The organism is Hahella sp. NBU794, from assembly GCF_050749805.1.
Classification (GTDB): Bacteria; Pseudomonadota; Gammaproteobacteria; order Pseudomonadales; family Oleiphilaceae; genus Hahella.
Map to the genome: position 1 here is coordinate 3,865,758 of NZ_CP192738.1, position 20,549 is coordinate 3,886,306.

Below are 20,549 nucleotides of genomic sequence, written 5' to 3' on the forward strand. Positions count from 1 at the left end.
CAAAATCACTTTACATTCTTAAGATTAAACATACCAACGCAATTTGGGCAATACGGTTTCACCCCGCCTCTTTTGGTATAAGTCCCAGTTCTATCATTTATGTAATAAGCCAATGTCCAACGGATCCTTTTAGCTTTCGCCCCTCCGTTTAGCAGTTGGTTAGCTGCATGAAATTCCGCACAATTTCCAAACTTCATAGAAGTTCCGTATATATCTTCATCTGCACAACCTAGCGTCACCCCTAAATTTTCAACTTTCCCTTTCAATTTTTGATTAACATTGCTGGGCATAGCTCTCTTCCCTAAATTAAATGCCGCTGACGCTTTAGTCGTTTTCATATCAAATGCACCAACAATAGTTGATATTCTATTTTTCTTAGTCCATTTTGAAGGTGTACTAGCTAACAAAAACTCTACCTTAGCCTCCGCTTTCACATATCCAACAGCATATGTACATATATTACCCTTGTCTGCTTTGCCAGGTTTACACTTTTTAGCTATGCCTCTTAAAAACTTATAAGAGCGGGCCAGGATATTTGCAGCTCCAGACGCGGTACCACCACTACTCATTGCAGCAGACGCTAGTGACCTTATACGGACCACAGCCATGGCTGCTAATCTTCCTGTTGCCTGAACACCTGCCATCAGTTGCCCTATCGAGAACTTGCCCGAAGGGTCAATGTTGTTTACCGAGTCAGCATTAGCATAAAGATACTTATGCAACGTAATTGGGTCGGAGTTAACTCCCATCCACGTATCCATCTGCGTAAACCGCCCCTGGTTCTGGTCGTAATACCTTGCCCTTAGGTAGTACTGATCCAGCGATGCATCGTACTGCTCTCCGGTGTACAGGTAGCTGTTCGGGGTGTCTCCTTCGCTGTGCAGCAGGATGCCGAAGGCGTCGTAGTGGTAGCTGTCGGTTTGGACGCCGGTCTGGTTTGTTAAAGAGCGGACGGAGCCTTGGCCGTCGTAGACATAGTAGCTGACGTCGCCGGCTCTTGCCTGGCTTAGCAGGTCATCGCCGTAGACGTAGCTGACTTGCTTGGCGCCGTTGACGACTTCTTGCAGTACTTGAGCGTAGTCGCGGTTCTGGTCGACGATAAAGTCGGTGGTTGCGCCGCTTCCCGCTTTCCGGGTGCGAATGCCGTCCGGGTTATAGCCAAAGCTGGTGGTCTCGCCCGCTTTTGTTACCGCGAGGAGTTTGTTCTTCGCGCTGTAGGTGTAACGAGCCGTGACCAGACCGTCTTCGGTTTCCGTCAGCGTATTGCCGTTGGCGTCATAGGCGTAGGTGACGCCGCCCTGTTGCGTCAGGCGGTCATTGTCATCGTAGCTGTAGGCGGTGTGCACGCCGTCGATGATGTTGTAGGTACGGTTGCCAACGTTGTCGAAACGGTATTCCGCGCTGTAGTCACCATTGACCGGATCGCTGATGACGTCATGCGTCAGGCGATACAGAGCGTCATAGGTATAGGTCGACACCCGGCCGTTATGCAACTCTTCAATTTGCTCCCGTCTCCCCGTGCTGTGCAGGGTGTAACGGTAGTCGGCGATGACATTACCCGCCGCATCCGTCGTGGTCTGACGCGTCAGTCGGTTCAGAGCGTCGTAGACATAGGCGGTGGTTTGCCCGTTGGCTTGCGTCACGCTCTCACGGTTGCCCACCGCATCGTAGGCGTACAGAGTCTCGCCGCCCTGAGGATCGATTACTTTGCTCAGACGGTTTAACGCATCGTACAGGTATGTGGTCGTTTCCGCTTTACCCTGATGGGTGACAATGGCGGAGGTTTTATTGCCCGCCTTGTCATAGCTGTAGCTAAGCACCGCGCCAGTCGGCTGAGTCTCTTCCACCAATCGGTTCAATGCGTCGTATTGATAACTGGTCGTTCCCAAAGAATTCGTCGCAGTGAGACGAGCGCCCATGGCGTTATAGGTAAAGGTTTCGACCTCGCCATCTGCGTAGTCGATGCGGCTCACCTGATCATTCACATCGTAGGTATAGGCAGTCGCCTGACCATTAAAGTCCGTATGACTAAGCAACCTGCCCGCGACGTCATAGCTGAAGGACTCCATCTGTCCCATCGGTAGCGTTCGCGTCAGCACACGACCCATGGTGTCATAGGTCCAGCGCGTCGTACGACCTTCCGCGGCCGATCCGGATTCCTGTCCTCCCTCGGCACTGACACGTCCCTGTGCGGCGTCGGTCTGTGTCAGCTTATTGCCGGCCTGATCATAGGTGAATGAAGTGACGTTATTCAGCGCATCTGTCACCGCAATCAAACGGCCCAATTTGTCGTAACCGTACTGAGTCACTCGACCGGCTTGATCGATACTGCTCAGGCGACGATCCAAAGCATCGAAGGTTTCCTGCAGGCTTGAGCCGTCATGGAACAGGGTTTTAACCCGTTGATCCAAGATGTTGTACTCATACGTCGTCGTGTGACCGTTCGCATCCGTTTCACTGATCAGGTTGCCGTCCGCGTCGTAGACGAAGCTATGGCGCTGATTCAGCGCGTTGATCACGGCGGTGCGACGACCTGCCGCGTCATATTCGTAGTGAGTGACGTTACCTTTGGCGTCCGTCTCGGACTCAACCTGTCCGGCTGCGTCATAGGTCACGCTGGTGAATGAGCCGTCCGCCAGCTCAGTACGAACAACGCGATTCTGTTTGTCGTAGGTAAAGCCAGTGACCCGCCCCAGACGATCGGTTTCCGTCAGGACATTGCCTTCCACGTCGTAGGTTTTGCTTTCCGAGGTTCCATCTGGATAAGTCGTCGCCAACAGACGGCCATAGACGTCATACTCGTATTCCGTACGACGCCCCTGCGCATCGATGGTGACGATTTGGTTGCCCGTAAGATCATACTCGGTTTGCGTGCTGGAGCCGTCAGCATACTGGGTCTCGATAACCCGGTTACGCGCGTCGTAGACGTAACGAGTGGTTTCATCGACCTTGACGCCATCCACCGTACGCTTGCGGGTTTCCGACAGGACATTGCCGTTGTCGTCATAGGTGTAAATGGTGCGCTGCTCCAGCGCATTAACCTCGGTTAACTTATTGCCGTCTTTGTCATAGGTGTACTGGGTTTCATTCCCCAGGGCATCTTTGCTCTTCTCCACCAGGCCGTCACGATTCAGTGTATTTTCAGCGACATTCCCCAGCGGGTCCGTGACCGACAACATGTTACCGATAGAGTCGTAGACATTAGTAAAGGCGTCCCCGCTCGCATCGGTAATCGTGAGTTCCTGTCCCCGTTTGTTGTAGGTGAACGAAGCCGTATTGCCCAATGCGTCCGTTTGCGTCAGTTGATTGTTGCGCTCATCGAATGTCGCGGAACTGACATAACCGAGAGGATTCGTCTCAGTCAACTGATTGCCATGATCGTCGTAGGCATAGGACCAGGTATGGCCTTCCGCGTCGACCTTGGAGGTGACATTGCCGTGATCATCGTAATACAGGAAGGTCGTATTGCCGTTACGATCCGTCACGACGGACTGACGTCCTTCGATATCATGGTCAAACTCAGTACGGTTGCCTTCGGAGTCTTCCTGCGCCATCAGACGACCTGCATCGTCATAGATGTTTTTGACTATCGTACGGCCCAGCGGATCAATGATATCCAGCAAACCGTGAGAGCGGTTGTAGGTATAGCTGGTCTGCGCCGCCATGGGGTCGGTGCTGGCTTCCAGATCACCGTTGAAGTCATAGGAATAAGTCAGCTCGTTTCCATTAGGATCGGTCATGCTGACAATGCGACCTTGGCTATCACGAGTAAAACGCACCGCCTTGCCACTGGAATGGAAGATCCCATCGTTGGTGTAAGTCAGGGTGTGGCCATTGGGGTCGACCACTTTTTCTATGCCAACGCCTTGCTTCAGGTAATATTTGTAGCCGGCCTGAGTGGTTAGCAGGTAGCGGCTGGGGTCAAGCGCACGGGAAAATGTGTCATTATCCACCAGCTTGCCATTCACATAGCGGCCAGAGGCATCATCCAACGCCTCCAACGTGGACGCCGTATCGCCAACCGGCTTAAACGCCAGCTCAACATCTTCCATTGCCGTATAGGTATTGCAGCGAGGAGAAGCGGAGACTTCAAAGCGCTCGACATCGCCGTCCGGCAGCGTCACCGTCACCGTCGGCGCGCCCAGCGGCTCAACGCAGAAGTCGAGAATCAGACTGAATGGACCGCGCTTGTATTGATTTAACGCCCAGAGGCCGCCCAGAGTGCGCGATTCCTCAATCTTCACATCCTGATAGCCCAAACTCCAGCCATAACCAAAGTCCAGCGCCTCAGAGCGACGACGGCTGTCGTAGGTGCGCGTCACCCGAACAGGCATGCCCGCCACAGGAATATTCAGGTCTTCCAGAGTGATAGAGAAGTTGCCGACCTTCAGGTCGCCCTCTACAGCGATCACTGTATTGGCGGTTGCGCTCAAGCCGTTTACATCTTCAGCGTACAGCACAACATCGTACTGACCGTTAAGCAGCAACGTGGGATCAAAGGTGGCGATTTTGGCCTCGCTTACATTTTCACCGCCTTGAGCAATCACTTGCCAGGCCTGCTGTCCTCGTGGCGAAAGCATGACTTTATAAAGCGCCAGATTCGCATCCTGCACTGAGCCAATCACCTCCGTCGGCGCAGTGATGGTCGCATCCAGAGTAGGCGCGCTTAAACTCACCAGGGGCGCGTTCTCGTCAGCGGCGTCGCGGACCGCGAAGCGCGCGGTTTCAATCACCGTATCCACACCATCCGTCACGCCAACTTCGATGGTATGTACGCCAATGGTCTCTGCGTTAACGATCACTTGACCGAAATCGCCCATCGACGTCTCCACCCCATCCAGCCACAAAGCGATAGTTGGTGCGCTTTGACCGCCATCCACAAACACGTTGATGGAAAGGGTATCGCCAGGATTAACGAATTCGGGGGAGACAACGACCGTCGCCGTCAGGGGCTTAACTTTCTGAGTGACGTTAATGCTATAGCTCTGCAGTGAACGTCCGGCGCCATCTTCCGCATAGACAACCACGTCCTGGATGCCAACCTGATCAGCGCCCGGCGTCCAGCGCAGCGCGCCGTCGGCGGCGACAGACATGCCGACAGGCCCGGACATTAAGCCATATGAAAGGGTATCGCCATCCGCGTCCGTCGCCTGAATCTGATAGCTGTATTCCCGGTCAACCGACGCCTGATCGAAGGGACGACTGACGATAACGGGATACGCATTCGCATCATTCGCCGCAACCGCCTGCAATGTGAAGCGCTGCACAGCACGCGCCCGGCTATCGCTAACGATCACCGTGATCTGGTATTGGCCTTGCTGCTCTGCTGAGGCCGTCCAGCGAATAGCTCCCAACTCATTAATCGTCATGCCGGCTGGCGCATTTTCCAACTGATAAATCAGCGTATCGCCATCCGCATCGCGAGCGGTTACCTCGTAAATATATTCCACGCCAATGCGAGCGGGAGAATTGGGAATGCTATAAATGACCGGCGCAGTATTCGGCGCCAAGGGGTCGTTCACAACCACCCCAAACGTCTGCACAAAGGCCGCTCCTCGGGCGTCTTCAGCCCTCAGAATGACCTCATGCGCCTGACCGACCTGCGCCAGAGAGGGCGTCCAAGTAATCACGCCATCAGCCAGAGTCATGCCATTAGGCGACTGACTCAAGCTCAGAGAAACCGCATCGCCATCTTGGTCCACCACTCTAATAACATAGACATAACTATCGTTGGCCGCCGCGCTCAAAGGGGGCGCACTGGTAATCGCCGGCGCGTGATTCGCCCCTTGGTTGACAGGCAAGTTCAGGCTCTGCGTTGCGTAACCGCCCCTACGATCATGTACTTCAATCTCGGCTCGCGCGGTCTTACCGGCCCACTCCGCAGAAGGACGCCACGTGAATAGCCCTGTGTCGGAGATAGTCATGCCCTCTTCGGAAGCTAACAGGCGATAATCGAACTCGGTATCTGAGTCTGCATCATCGACAACAACCTGATATTCATATTGCTGGCCAACATATACAGAGCCGTTCGGCGAGGACACAATGCGAGGCGCGTGGTTGAGTAGATAGCCCCAGTTAACATCAATTACAAAATACTGCTTACGCACCGCGCCCTTTGCATCGATCGCGCTGATTTCCGCTGACTTTACGCCAATGTGCCGTTCTTCGGGCGTCCATTGCACCAAACCAGTATGACTATCGATGGTCATGCCGTCCTGTTTCCGGCTTAAAACGTAAATCACCTCATCGCCTTCTGGATCAACCGCCTGAGCTTGATACTCGTATTTGAAACCATGTTTGGCGGATGTGACTGGTGTAGAGGTAAACTCGGGCGCCAGGTTATCGGGACTGGAGACAACCAGGGAGACAACCTGTTCAGCCTTGGCGCCGGATAAATCGGTGGCGCGGACTCGGAAAAAGTAGCTGCCTTCTATTGGATTCTTAACTTTCAGCAAGCCTGAATAGCGCCCAATCGACACATTACCTGGCGGATCAATCAATTCAAAGGTATGGCTATCGCCGCTGTCCACGTCCTGGACACTGACCTGCATATCCGTGTAGACCCCGGCCGTCGCCTCAATAATGGTGGCGCTGACAATCGCAGGAGCAGAGTTCTCTTTCTGCAAAGACAGTGCGTAGACCTGGGAGTCGGACAAGCCAGCTTCATCCGACACAGACGCCCGAATAATCGCCGCGTACACTCGATTATTGTTAGTCAAACACTCAGGAAAGCTTCCGTCCGTAATGACTTCCGCCAACAAATCGCCGGTTAATCCGTCTATGTTCGCTGGGAAGTTCATGTTCAGCGCCTCGCTGGCGCTTAATTTTGCAATAGACTGCGAACCAAGCAGCTCTTTGTCGCCGCCAGGCGCAAGGTGGTACAGGTTAACATTGAAAGCGGTATTTACGGGTTTGCGGCCACGGTTTTTGACCGTCACAGAGATAGCGCCGCCATCCAGTCGCAATCCGTATACCGTCAAATCCGCCTGGCCTACGCCGGGCTGATCTGGAAATACATTGGCCCTGAAGCTGTTATGATCCAACCAGCTTTTTGTGGGATGCACAGGAACGCTTAGATCATTATTGATGTTATTAACGTTGTACGCATGCTGGTTCCAGATGCTGCGCGTTCCCACCCATGAATCCGTGGCGTCTTCAATGACATGCAACCCTTTGTTGGTCACATCAAAGAAGCTATTGCTGACGGCAATAATTTCCGCGTGATCATCGTGATCAATATCCGCAATGACTGGATATTCGTGTGCAGTCACACTGACATTCTCAATTTCGTAGATGACATCGCCACTGACGCCGTCATAGACGCGCAAGTAATACTCATCCCCGTACACAATCTCCATGCGTCCGTCATCATTGAAGTCAAAAGCGGAAGACGCGGTTACGCCAGAGGACTGGTCCCGGGTAGGCTGGCTCCAGACAACGTCGCCTTTGGCGTTGTAGACCCCGTAGCGGGTCTTGCCGGCGACGCCGATTTCAGGCACGCCGTCGCCATCCAAATCCGCCACCACAGGCGGGCCGCCGCGTCCGCCGCCCTCAATTTTCTTATCTTTCCAGATGACACTGCCATCATGGTTATACAGAGAGAGATAGCCGTCATAAACGTTGACGATTTCAGGGAAATCATCGCTATCGAAGTTTCCTAACGCGGATGTTCCCTCACCGTTGGTGATAATACGTCTGCCAGTGTGGTCATAGATGGTAGGGCCGGCGATCAGTTCCATATCGCCATCCAGATCGATATCCGCCACATAAGTTAGTGGACCGCTGCCGTTCATCCCCTGCGGGTTAGCGCCAAAGGGCGCTTTACCAAGCCATTTGAGATTGCCTTGGTTATCGTACAACGCACGCCCCAGGATAATATCCGGCGAACCGTCTTGGTCGAGATCCGCGATGGAAGGTCCGCCCCACTGAGCTTGCTCCAATGTATTCGCCTGCCATTCCAGCTTGCCTTCATGAGAGACGACACTCAGCTTTTCCGTGATGTCTATGATGACAATTTCCGTCGTCCCATCGCCATCCAAATCCGCCGCGGCCATTGATCTTAGTGGGTAAGGCCTGACGGACTCGGACGTCCAGATATGCGTCCCGTCTTTGGCCCAAATGGCGCGTAGGAATCCCGCGTTTTGGTAACCAGATCTCCTGAAAGACTGGAAAATAATGGCGATGTCGTCTTTATCATTCAGCTTGCCATCGCCATTTGTGTCATAGAGTGGTACAGCAAGTGGGGTATGCATGACTTGGTTATATTCGTCATGGGGTATGGACTCGCCGTCCAGTGGCCAGGACCACTTGATAACCGGATCAAGCGTTCGCAAGTCTTGTGGGTCTGCTGCGCAGTAACCATTATCGTCCGCGCGGTTATCCACGTAGCGCTCATCGCCAAGCCAGGTAATAAGACCGGACTTGGGCTGAATGCTCATGCCTGCCGGCTGATTCACTAAGGTATAAGTTAGTTTGTCGCCTTCATTAGGGTCTGTCGCCTCTACATCATAGGCGTACTGCAGTGTCGTACTGGCGGTTAATACCGGCGCACTCACAATCTGCGGCGGCAAGTTCTCAGCAATGGACAAAGTCAGCGTCTGTTGGGTCTTAGCGCCGCGCAGGTCTTCTACTTGCACGACGATCTGATAATCGCCAGCAGCCAGGTCGCCAATATTGGCGATCAAGCGGCCGGTGCGAGGATCAATGCTCAGGCCTTCAGGGCCGGACACCAATGTAAAGTGGTGAGCGTCGCCGATGTCTGCATCGGTGGTTTTAACTTGGAAGTTGAGCGTCTGACCGGCCTGATGTTGCAACTCCGTTTCGCTAGTAATGACAGGATCGGCATTGCGGTCTTCTACGTTGATGGCGAACAGGCGCGTGTCTGAAAGGTCGCTGGCATCGGATACGCGCAACGAAACCAGTGCGGCGCGCGCTTGGTTATTGCGAATGTCGCACTCTTCCACCACTTGGCTGACCGCCATGGTCACATAAATATCGTCAGTCAGCAGGTAGTCGTACACGCCCAGACTGAGACGAGCGGTTTCTCCGCTGGCCAGATGGGTCAGACGCTGCGTTCCCAATAGATCGCCGTTATCCGGCGCGCCTACATAAAGAGACACATCCACCGGCGCGCTGACGTCCGCCAAGCCACGATTCGATAACGCTACGCTAACTTGATACACATGGTCCGCCCCTGCTTCCAGCGCTATGGAGCCCAGGCGAAGATCGGGATGATTAACTTGGGCGCTGGTGGTTGAACCATTACTGTCCGTACTGACGTCGCCGATATGGGTGACGTAACACTGGCTGTTCAGCTCTTTAACGGATTGCACGTAATCTTGCGGCGGCGTCCAGCTGATCTGGCCGCTGGAGGTATCGATGGTCATGCCTTGCGGGGCTTGATCCAGGTGAAACGCCAAGGCGTCGCCATCTGGATCAGTAGCGTTCGCTGTATAAGCGTATACTAAACCTTCCGGCGTAACAGTGAGCGGCTCGCCAGTCAGCACTGGGGCGTCACTCACAGGGCGTACTGTCAACGTCACCGTGGCCACGGCTGAGTCAGCCAAGCCATCGTTAACTCGGTATGTAAAGGAATCAACGCCATTGAAATTTGCGCTTGGCATATAGCGCAGCGTAGGCGTTTCGCCGCTCAGCGTTCCGTGGGCCGGATCTTCAAGTACGGAGAACGTCAGGCTGTCGCTGTCAATGTCAGCGCCTTGCAAGGTCACATCGATAAAGGCGTCTTCATCCAGCGTCAGTTCGAGTGATTGAGCGACCGGAAGATCGTTAACGGGGGTGACGGTGATAGAAATTGTAGCCTGTTCAGACTGGCCCTGGCCGTCGCTGACGGTAAAGATAAAGGCGTCGTCGCCATGGAAGTTGGCTTTAGGCGTATAAGTCAGTGTTGGCGCATCACCCGTTAGAACGCCATTAACAGGTTGGCTCACCAAGGTGAAAGTCAGCGTATCTGCATCGTTGTCCTGTGCTGTCAGGATAATCGCCAGACTCTGATCTTCCGCAACCGTCAGCGCCTGATCGTTGGCGGAAGGCGCATCATTCACTGGAACGACAGAAATGCTGACGGTGGCTTCATTGGATTCAATGTCACCGTCGACCAATTTGAAACGCAAACTGTCCTGCCCGTGGAAATCTGCATTCGGGGTATAGGTAATCGCGTCACCCTGTTGCGAGATAGTCCCGTGTTGCGGGGCCTGGGTGATAACAAACTCCGCTTCGCCGGAGATTTCTCCGGTCGCCTTCAGTGTAAAATCAATCGATTGATCTTCTTTCGTGCTGACGTCCTGGTCCTGTGCAACCGGTGGTTCAACCGTCGCTTCCCCACAGTTCTCCTCGCCCAGATACTTGAACGTGAGATAGCCTTTACCGTTGAGCTTGTATCCCGTGATCGCTATTTTGGCGAATGCCGCCGCCTGATAAATACGGTTAGCGCCGCCACCCTGCAGGTCGCCCCATACCGGTACGATAATCTCTTTATTCAGCAATCCATCCATGGCGGTGCGTACGGCCTTGCTGTTCTTCACGCCAGGCACGGCGCTGATCCAGTCCATGCGGTTCAGGACGCGGTCCTGCGCGTCCAGTGGATTGATATAGGTATCGGCATTAGCGGAGGTGAGAGAGTTCACCAGATCGCTCTGCTTGACGCCGCCAGTCCAGGACAGCCAGCTGAAATTCCCTTGATCCATACCGGGATACAGGATCACGGTTTCTCCAACTCTGGAGGGCAGCGAGCCATAATCAAATGTGATGGGATAAAGCTGGCATTGCTCCGGCTTGGAGGGAGTGGACTCAGGCAGGAGCCCCGTAAAAGGAACCCAGTTGATCTGCATCTCCCCATACCAGGCCTTGGCGAACAGATGGCCGCGAAGTACGCCCTGGGGGTTAACCACTTCCGCCTTCGGCGCTAGTACGGAGCCTTCCACGCCAATAGACTCCAACTCCACCACATAGGCTTCATAGAAGTTAAAAACCACTTTATCGGCGACGTTCGCCAAAGACTGCAGGCTCATTCCGGACATACCGGTTTGTTGGCCATCAATATTGAAGATATAAGTGGCGTCGGCTGGCGCGCAGGAAAGGTCCACTTCAAAGGTATGCGCCGGAAACACTTGTGCGCCGGAGAGCTGGAAGACTTGCAGATTACTGTCGCACGCCGCCGTCAGATAAAGCCCGCCCCACTTGGACTCCACCTTGCCATTGGCTTTCAACTTGGATAGATCTTGCGACAGCTGCTCTAAATAGGCCTGCGCACTTGGAAAGTCGACGGAAGGCGTCGCTCCGCCCTTGATCTTGGCGCCTTTGGCCATGCCATGTCGCACGGCGTCGCCGATCTCTTTCACGGAGCCGCCGGCAATCACATTGCCATAGTAAACACGTCCACTGGGAAACTTGATATCGCCCCCGGCAATCAATACGTCGCCTGCTTCAGACGCATTCAGCTTATCGCCCACACTGTAGTTATTTAGAGTGATGCTGCCGCCAGCAGCGAGACGACCTTCCACATCGGAAGACAACGCCCAGAACTCGTCGAACACCAGAGCGTTATAGCGCTGTGCGGGTCCAAAATCTTTGGCGGAAACCTGAAAGCTGAACAGACCGAGAATTACGGTCGAGAGAAAGGAGGCGACATACTTAGTCATTTAACTATCCTGATTACATCCTGATCGTGGGGCGGTTCGCAACGCCCTGTCTAGGGGGCAAACCGAGCGACGGCGCGATTATACGGATATAAAACGACTTAAATAGTCTCTGATTAAACTTTTTTTAACTTTTCACAAAATATAATCCGATTGGGTTAGTGAATAGCTTGCGACAGCTGCAGCGCTCCAGGGAAATTTATGTAGCCCAAGATTCGCTCATCAATCCCAAAATAAGGGTATACAATGAACGACTTATGGTTAACCCATAGCCACTTGTGAGTTATCCAGCCTAAGGATTGAAATAACAACAAAGTGAGGAAGACGATGCAAATAGGCATACCCAAAGAGAGTAGACCTCATGAAAAGCGTGTGGCGGCGACGCCCAAATCAGTTGAGGAGTTGATCAAACTGGGGTTTTCGGTGGCGGTTGAGGCCGACGCCGGCTGGCTGTCCAGTTTCGGCGACGGGATGTATGAAGAAGTCGGCGCCAAGATCGTTTCAAGAGAAGAAGCCTGGGGAGCGGATATCGTTCTCAGGGTAAACGAACCCAATGACGAAGAAGTCGAACTGCTGAAATCCGGGGCGACGCTGATCGGGTTTATCTGGCCCTCCCAGCATGAGGAGTTACTGCAGAAACTGGCGCAACGGAACGTCACTGTCCTGGCGATGGATTCCGTTCCCCGCATCTCCCGCGCCCAGTCCATGGACGCGTTAAGTTCAATGGCCAACATCGCCGGATACAGGGCGGTGGTGGAAGCCTCTCACCACTTCGGACGTTTTTTCACCGGACAAATCACCGCCGCAGGCAAGGTGCAACCCGCCAAGATCCTGGTCATAGGAGCCGGCGTCGCCGGGCTGGCGGCGATTGGCACGGCGGGCAGCCTCGGCGCGATTGTGCGCGCCTTTGATACCCGTCCCGAGGTGAAAGAGCAAATCCAGAGCATGGGCGCTGAATTCCTTGAGGTGGATATTGAAGAGGAAAGCTCCAGCGGCGATGGCTACGCCAAAGTGATGAGCAAGGCCTTTATCGAAGCGGAAATGAAGCTGTTCCTGGAACAGGCGAAGGATGTAGATATCATTATCACCACCGCCATGATTCCCGGTAAACCGGCGCCCAAACTGATCACAGAGGAGATGGTAAAAGCCATGCGCCCCGGCAGCGTGATCGTCGATCTGGCGGCGCCCAATGGCGGCAACTGCGAGCTCACCCAGCCTGGCGAGATGGCGGAGATTCATGAAGTCAAAATCGTCGGCTACGTCGACCTCCCCTCACGCTTGCCCACCCAGGCCAGTCTGTTGTACAGCAACAATCTGGTCAATTTGATGAAGCTGCTGTGCAAAAACAAAGACGGCGCCGTCGACATCAACTTTGATGACGAAGTCATTCGCGGCGTCACCGTCGTGAAAGACGGCGAGATAACCTGGCCGCCACCTCCGATTAAAGTCAGCGCCGCGCCGCAACAGCCAAAGGCGGCCGCCGCGCCGCCTCCGCCCAAGTCGCAGCCGATGTCGACTCCCCTCAAACATGGCTTGCAGGCTGCCGGAGCCCTGGCGTTGATGTGGCTCGCCAGCGCGGCGCCCTCGGAGTTTCTGTCTCACTTTACGGTTTTCGTACTCGCCTGCATCGTGGGTTACCACGTCGTCTGGAGCGTCACTCATGCGTTGCACACGCCATTGATGAGCGTCACTAACGCCATCAGCGGCATTATCGTCGTCGGCGCGTTACTGCAGATCAGCAGCGACAGCCTGTTAGTGACCTTTTTGGCCGCCGCAGCAACGCTGATTGCGACTATCAATATCGTCGGGGGATTTGTCGTCACCCAACGCATGCTGAAAATGTTTCGGAAATAGGAGAAGCGACTCATGTCATACAGTGTAATCACCGCCTCCTATATCATTTCCGCCGTGCTGTTCATTCTCAGTCTGGCGGGTCTCAGCAAGCAGGAGACCGCAAAAACCGGCAACCTCTACGGCGTCATTGGTATGGCGCTGGCGTTGCTGGCCACTATCGCCAGTCCACAGGTGTCCACCGTCTGGTTGATCATTCTCGCCATGGCCGTCGGCGCCGTGATTGGCGTTAAAGTCGCCTTAAAGGTGGAAATGACGCAGATGCCTGAACTGGTGGCGATCCTGCACAGCTTCGTCGGGCTCGCCGCCGTGCTGGTCGGCTACAACAGTTACCTGGAACATGGTCCGCTGAGCGGCGCGCTGTTGAGCATTCATCTGACGGAGATCTTCCTTGGGGTCTTTATCGGCGCCGTCACTTTTACCGGCTCGATTGTCGCTTTCGGCAAGTTACGCGGCTCGATCAGCTCCAAAGCCCTCATGCTGCCCCATCGCCATAAGCTCAACCTGGGCGCGGGCGTCGTTTCCTTCTTGCTCATGCTGTATTTCGTCAAAGCCGGCGGCAGCGGATTCAGTCTGCTTCTGATGACATTGATCGCTCTGTTTATCGGCTGGCACTTGGTGTCATCCATCGGCGGCGCGGACATGCCTGTCGTCATCTCCATGCTCAACTCCTACTCTGGATGGGCGGCTGCGGCGGCGGGTTTCATGCTGTCCAACGACCTGTTGATCATTACCGGGGCCCTGGTGGGCTCTTCAGGGGCGATTCTCTCCTACATCATGTGTAAGGCGATGAACCGCTCCTTTATCAGCGTCATCGCGGGCGGTTTCGGTAATGATCCCGCGCCTGAAGACGCTGATGCGGAGTATGGCGATCCTCAGGAGATTAATGCGGAAGGCGTGGCGGACATGCTGAAAGGCTCGCACTCTGTGATCATCACTCCCGGATACGGTATGGCGGTGGCGCAGGCGCAGCATCCTATCTATGAAATCACCCAAAAGTTGCGTGAGCATGGCGTGGAAGTGCGTTTCGGCATTCATCCTGTGGCGGGCCGTCTTCCCGGACATATGAACGTACTGCTGGCGGAGGCGAAAGTCCCTTATGACATCGTCCTGGGCATGGATGAAATTAACCAGGATTTCCCGGAAACGGACACCGTCCTGGTGATCGGCGCCAATGACACGGTGAACCCCGCCGCGTCGGAAAATCCAGGAAGTCCGCTGGCGGGCATGCCGGTGTTGGAAGTATGGAAAGCGAAAAACGTCATCGTATTCAAACGCAGTATGAACGCAGGCTACGCCGGCGTTCAGAATCCGCTGTTCTTCCGCGATAACGCCTTTATGTTGTTCGGCGACGCCAAAGCCAGCGTCGACGCTATTCTAAAAGCGATTTGATAATGCACTCAGCTCAACAGGTTCGCCGTTAAGCGCCTGTTGAGCTGATCCGATGCCAGGGATTCTAGAAATACATCACGTCATTTACGCGATAGTCAGATAGATATCCACTTGCGAGTCCGGGCTGTCAGGGCCTGTGAATCGTCTGTCGTAAAGTTCAAAGTCAGGGCCTTCGATTCTTTCCAGATTGCTTTCCGGCAAGTCTCGGGAGCAGGCTTTGCGAAAGGTGGCGTTGAGCCCCGCAACCGGTCCGGTGTGAGTCAAAACGGCGTAACGCGCCGCCGCCACCTCAACGGACACCATGCCTTGGGGAACCGGACTCCCCGCCTCCACCTCGACGCCTGCGATATAGCGGAACTCGCCATCTTCCAACGGCAGGCACAGACCATAAGACGCTTCGTAATTAACCCGGCCGCGGATTTCATCCTCTCGGGGGAGATATCGGCCCCACAGCATGGGAATGGAATCCCGAATATCGCTGCTGCGATACTCCATACCAATAAGGGTGAATGCGGGAAGCTCTTTGACTAGCGGTTTTACTGCAGCGCCTTGTGTCGAATTCATACTATTGTTCTCCATAATGGGTTGCTTCAGGTAAATCAGCAATTCATTGAGAAGCTTGCGTTTATCTTCGATTTCCCGCTCCAGCCCGGTGGCGTGTCTACACAGCTTGTTGCGTAATACATGTTCATCGCTCAACGCCCCCTGCTCCTTGAGACTGCGAATGCTTTCCAACGGCACGCCCATATCGCGCAGCCATAAAATGCGTTGCAGTTCGTCGATTTGCGACGGCGCATAATAGCGATATCCATTTTCACGACCATATACCGCTGGATGAAACACGCCAGCGCTCTCGTAATAGCGCAAGGTTTTGGTGGATACATCGAATAGACGGGCCATCTGCCCTATCGTCAGCATGCTATTCCTCAACTCCGTCAATGAATGCTCACCCTCAGCTTGAAGCTTCCCCCAAGGGTAAGGTCAAGCGTGGCCCAGAAAGAACAAATCCATCATCAACTTTTATATACCAAACAGAACTCATCCCAAAGCACTAATAAAACACCCTATTTGGCTTAATGATAGCTTTAAGTAGATGTTTTATTTTATTGATTCATAGAGCAAAGGACTTCCGTCTCTCCGTCCGTAGAAGCAAACGTATTATGTCGAGAGGAGTTTTGAATGCAATTAAAATACATCGCCCACATGATGCTGCTGACTGGCGCCCTGTTCCTTGCAGGTTGCGGCGGCTCAGGAGGAGCTGGCGGCGATAACGTGACGGACAACGGCGACGACGACACCTCCCCTGCTGACTGCCAAATGACGGAGTTGGACAAGCAGTTGCTCAAAGCGCATAACCAGATCCGCGCACAAACGCGCACCTGCGGCGATAAAGAGTATGGCGATGCTCCCGCGCTGACCTGGAATTGCAAACTTGCCGCCGCCGCCAACGCCCACAGCCGCGACATGGCGGACAACAACTTCTTCGACCACATCGGCTCCAACGGCCTCGGCGTCGGCGCGCGGGTGAAGTATCAAGGCTATTTCTATCAGGTTGTCGGAGAAAATATCGCGGCGGGTTACGGCTCAGTCTCCCAAGTTATGCAAGGCTGGCTGGACAGTCCCGGACACTGCGCCAACATCATGAGCAAGAACTACACGGAAATGGGAGCCGCCAGAATCGACGCCTCCGGCGCAGACTATCCTAGCTATTGGACAACGGATTTCGGGCATAGATAACACCCATTACGCCAACACTGTCACATTAAATTCATAACGAAATAGTTTTTCGGCAAAATACAATTTTAATTAGGCCAAAAGAACTAAATTAATTTAATGTTTTTGGCTGAATGATCCTCCAATGGATATGTTTTATCCTCTTCAACTCTCTATTTATATCTCTCTAATTATCTGTTTTTAAATGCGATATTTTTAATATCGCCTCAATATCATTCGTTTACGGCTCGTTTGTTAAGTTTGATTTAAAATCAGCAATTCAATAACACATAAGTATACAAACAATTACATATAAATTGGCGGGACTTCACATTTTATAATTGTTGTCACGCCGCTTATAGCCCGCGTTTCTACCTCAGCGTAATATTGCGGGTTTTTTAACCAACGCCAATGTTGAAATGTGAGGAACTAAGATGTTGCGGTTTCATCCTTTAGCCGGATCAATACTCCTGGCAAGCGCCATCGCTTTGACCGGCTGTGGGTCAGACGACGACGCCAAATCCGGCGACAAGAATAAAGGCGGCGATAACGGATCTGAAGTTGTCGACGGAACAACCTCCGGCGGAAGCGATACCGGAAACGGCGACACTAATAGCGACGACTCCAACAGCAGCGGTGACGCCAGCGACGGCGGGTCTGATGGAGACAGCACGACGGGCGGCGACTCCAGCGGCGGAGACTCTGTTGATGGAAGCACTGGCGGCGACGATACCGACGATGGAGACGACGCATCTGACGATAGCTCCAGTGGAGACGGTGCGGGCAGTGACGACGACACAGGTAGCGACGACTCAGACGACGATAGCTCAGGCAGCGACGCCAACCAGCCTCCCACTATTTCCGGGACGCCCAGCCCATTAGCCAAAGAAGGCGAGCCCTTCAGCTTCACCCCCACTGTTAACGATATAGACAGCGACACCCTTACATTTCAGTTAGTGAACGGTCCATCCTGGATGAGCATCAACACTAACACCGGCAAAGTTACGGGCTCTCCCAGCGCAGATGACCTGGGCATGGCGAAAGGCATTGTCATCCGCGTATCTGACGGAGAAAAAAGCGCCGATTTGAAGTTTGATCTGGAAGTCGCCTTCAATCCCGTGGAACAGGCCATTCGTACCGGCGACGCACTGGTCGTCGAAAACAGCCGTGATCTGGCGTCCGCCGCGTTGCGCACAATTGAAGCCAACCGCACCCGCTACAATCAAGCCCGCATTGATCTGTTCCAGCTGAATACCGATGGAACCGCCAAAGGCGACAGTCTCACCGCCATTGATTGGGACCCTACTCACGACGCCGCGCAGATAAGCGCCATGTTTGGCGAAAACGAAGCCATTCTGATATCCAATGCGGCCAATGAAGGCAAAACGGTTTATAACCGCGGCTTTGGCGTTATCGGCGAAGACGATGCGCGCTATATGGTCCTCGGCGGCAACCCTATGCGCGAACGCGGCGGAGCCAATGAGCAAATGCACCAATTTATGCAAAACGCGATCGTCTGGCTGACTGGTAGAAATAATTTCGACGCACAGCCGCTTAAGCTGGTCATGGCGCAAATGGATGAAAGCTACTGGTTTCATGACGCCACCGGCGTGCGCAAGTGGCTGGACCAGCGCTATGGCGAAAACGTCAGCTATAACGCGCAGGGAGATTGCGATGGCTCCAAGCTGGCGGACTGCCTCAATACAAATCCGGACTTACTGATCATTTCCCAAAAAAGCGAGGAAGCGGACGTTGACGCCGTCACTGCGACGGTAGCCGCCGCCATGGCGAAAGGAACGCCAGTGCTGTATCTACACTGGGACGGCAATTTGACCAGCTTGGGAGGTAATCTTTTCACGCTGTTTAACGTGTCCTACCAGGAAGACAACTACTGGAAAAGGCTCTATCTAAGCGGTTATGACTCCATCGACGACATGGGCAAGATTCCGGAGAGCGTCACACAAGTTAAAACCATGCTGACTCACTTTGAAAACGAGGACTACGCTTTCGACTGGTCCGCCTGTGATGGCGAGAACTGCTCCGCCGTCAGCGGCCTGAATGCCGGTTTCTTCGAAGGCGCGGATGAAGTGCGCAGCATCATGTCCAATCTGGACAAGAGTAAGACGGATATTTTCGCCAACGAAGGTAAGCGCTATCAGAAGTTGCTCGCGCTATTGGGCGACCACTACCGCGCCAGCGCCACCTATCCTATGGACAAAATTACGACGGAAGATAATGCGTTCCTGAAATCGCTGTACGCGGACTACTCGGTCTACAACTACCGCGCGCTGAATCCCGCACAAAAGGATATGGGCAATTTCAGCCGCAGCAACTTCGATCATGTCTCAACCGTCAGCAAGACCATAGACATGGAAAGCAAGCGCTATTTCCGCGCCGCCGGCGTTTACGCTCTGCCTGGCCACACGGTCAAGGTGACTCGCCTGGACAGCGCCGACGTGGCCACGTCCATCTTTGTCAACACACAGCGTTCCGGCGCCACCCATCAGTTTGAGAAGAACGGCTATACCCGTCCGAAATTCCTGCAGACGCCGAAGTTCAATATAAAATCCGGCGAGAGCATTACCTTCACCTCCACCTACGGAGGCCCGGTGCAAATTGAATTTGGGAGCAACGGCAAGAACGTTTCTTTCCGATTCGAGAATGTGGGTGAGCATCCCTTCTGGAACGGCGAAGAAGACAACGCCAGCTTTGAACAGGCCTTGGCTCAGGGCGACTACGATTGGGCGGAACTCGTCACGCCAGGCTTCGAAGTACACTCAAAGCTGGATAAAATGCGTAAGTCCATGCAGGACGAAAACTGGAAAACCGGCGCAGCTTTGGCGGCGGGAACCATGCGCTACATCCATAACTTCCCGCACATCCTGGCGGGCTTCAAAGGACCTGGCATTGACGTAGTGGCGGAGATACATGACTTCGCGGCGGCGCACAGCCTGGAAATCGAGCATATCGATATCGTGAAGCACATGAATGCGGATCAGGCCACCTGTGGTTATGGCTGCTCAGGCAACCCTTATGACGCCTATTGGGAGTTCAGCCCGATTGGACACGGCGACATTCACGAGCTAGGTCATGGTCTGGAGCGCGGTCGTTTCCGCTTCAGCGGCTGGGAAGGACACGCAAGCACCAACCCATACTCCTACTATTCGAAGTCGCACTACTATCTGGATACCGGTAAAAACCCGAGCTGCCAGTCGTTGCCCTTTGAAAGCATGTTCAATGTGCTGCGCGACTCCGTCAGCGAATCCGATCCTCAAGCCTATGTGCAGAGCCAGAAGTTAACCGGATGGTCCAACGGCGCCGGCATCACCATCCAGATGATGATGACCGCTCAGGGCGAAGGCAAACTAAATGACGGATGGAACCTGTTACCCAGACTGCACATACTCGACCGCAACTTCAACGCGGCGTTAGCCAGCGAGGAAGCCTGGTCAGCGGCGAAAGCTAATTTGGGCTTCTCCCAATACAGTCTGGATGAAGCAAAAAGCATTAACAGTAACGACTGGATGACAGTGGCGGTATCCTACGCGACAGGCCTTGATTTCCGTGATTACCTGTCCATGTGGGCGTTGCCGTTTAGCGCTAAGGCGTCAGCCCAGGTTGCGTCCTTCAGTCTGCCCATGGCGCCGCGCAAGTACTATGCGTCTGGCGGCGACCAGTTCTGTTATGGCCTGGATAAGCCGAGCATTCTCGTAGACGGCGTGCAAACCTGGCCCAGCCTGTAAAACTTTACTCGTCTTCCTTAGCGAAGATCAGGTGATTAATAAAGCGGCGCATAGCGCCGCTTTTCATTTCAGGCGCGCCTAAACAAGTGTCCGGGAAAGCGCACAACCGTCAGAAAATTTACAAGGTTAAATTTAAAGAACTGGTTTTTCCTGTCCGGTTCTACTGACATGTCAAAGCGCCAAAATATTTTAACCC

6 protein-coding genes are annotated in these 20,549 nt (G+C 53.9%); 4 read left to right on the forward strand and 2 right to left on the reverse strand.

Features of this window, described 5'->3' with window-relative positions; all coding sequences use genetic code 11:
* Positions 1-5: 5 nt before the first annotated feature.
* Positions 6-11,657, reverse strand: a complete 11,652-nt coding sequence (locus ACQYWX_RS17080) for an Ig-like domain-containing protein (RefSeq protein ID WP_431685685.1) — start codon at positions 11,655-11,657, stop codon at positions 6-8.
* 324 nt (positions 11,658-11,981) lie between these two features.
* Here ACQYWX_RS17080 and ACQYWX_RS17085 point away from each other — a divergent pair, with 324 nt between their 5' ends.
* Both ACQYWX_RS17085 and pntB read left to right on the forward strand, forming a co-directional pair.
* A complete protein-coding gene (locus ACQYWX_RS17085) occupies positions 11,982-13,508 on the forward strand; it encodes a Re/Si-specific NAD(P)(+) transhydrogenase subunit alpha (RefSeq protein WP_431685686.1) in 1,527 nt (508 codons plus the stop codon).
* Between the two features lie 12 nt (positions 13,509-13,520).
* Positions 13,521-14,897, forward strand: coding sequence for a Re/Si-specific NAD(P)(+) transhydrogenase subunit beta (gene pntB, locus ACQYWX_RS17090; RefSeq protein ID WP_431685687.1), 1,377 nt, complete (start codon positions 13,521-13,523; stop codon positions 14,895-14,897).
* Between the two features lie 84 nt (positions 14,898-14,981).
* On the opposite strand, the gene ACQYWX_RS17095 is transcribed toward pntB, so the two are convergent.
* Positions 14,982-15,815, reverse strand: coding sequence for a MerR family transcriptional regulator (locus ACQYWX_RS17095; protein WP_431685688.1), 834 nt, complete (start codon positions 15,813-15,815; stop codon positions 14,982-14,984).
* A gap of 261 nt (positions 15,816-16,076) precedes the next feature.
* Here ACQYWX_RS17095 and ACQYWX_RS17100 point away from each other — a divergent pair, with 261 nt between their 5' ends.
* Together ACQYWX_RS17100 and ACQYWX_RS17105 are read left to right on the forward strand one after the other, a co-directional pair.
* Positions 16,077-16,634: a CAP domain-containing protein gene (locus ACQYWX_RS17100; protein ID WP_431685689.1), complete on the forward strand. Its 558-nt coding sequence runs from the start codon at positions 16,077-16,079 to the stop codon at positions 16,632-16,634.
* A gap of 410 nt (positions 16,635-17,044) precedes the next feature.
* Positions 17,045-20,353, forward strand: a complete 3,309-nt coding sequence (locus ACQYWX_RS17105; protein WP_431685690.1) for an ImpA family metalloprotease — start codon at positions 17,045-17,047, stop codon at positions 20,351-20,353.
* Positions 20,354-20,549 lie beyond the last annotated feature (196 nt).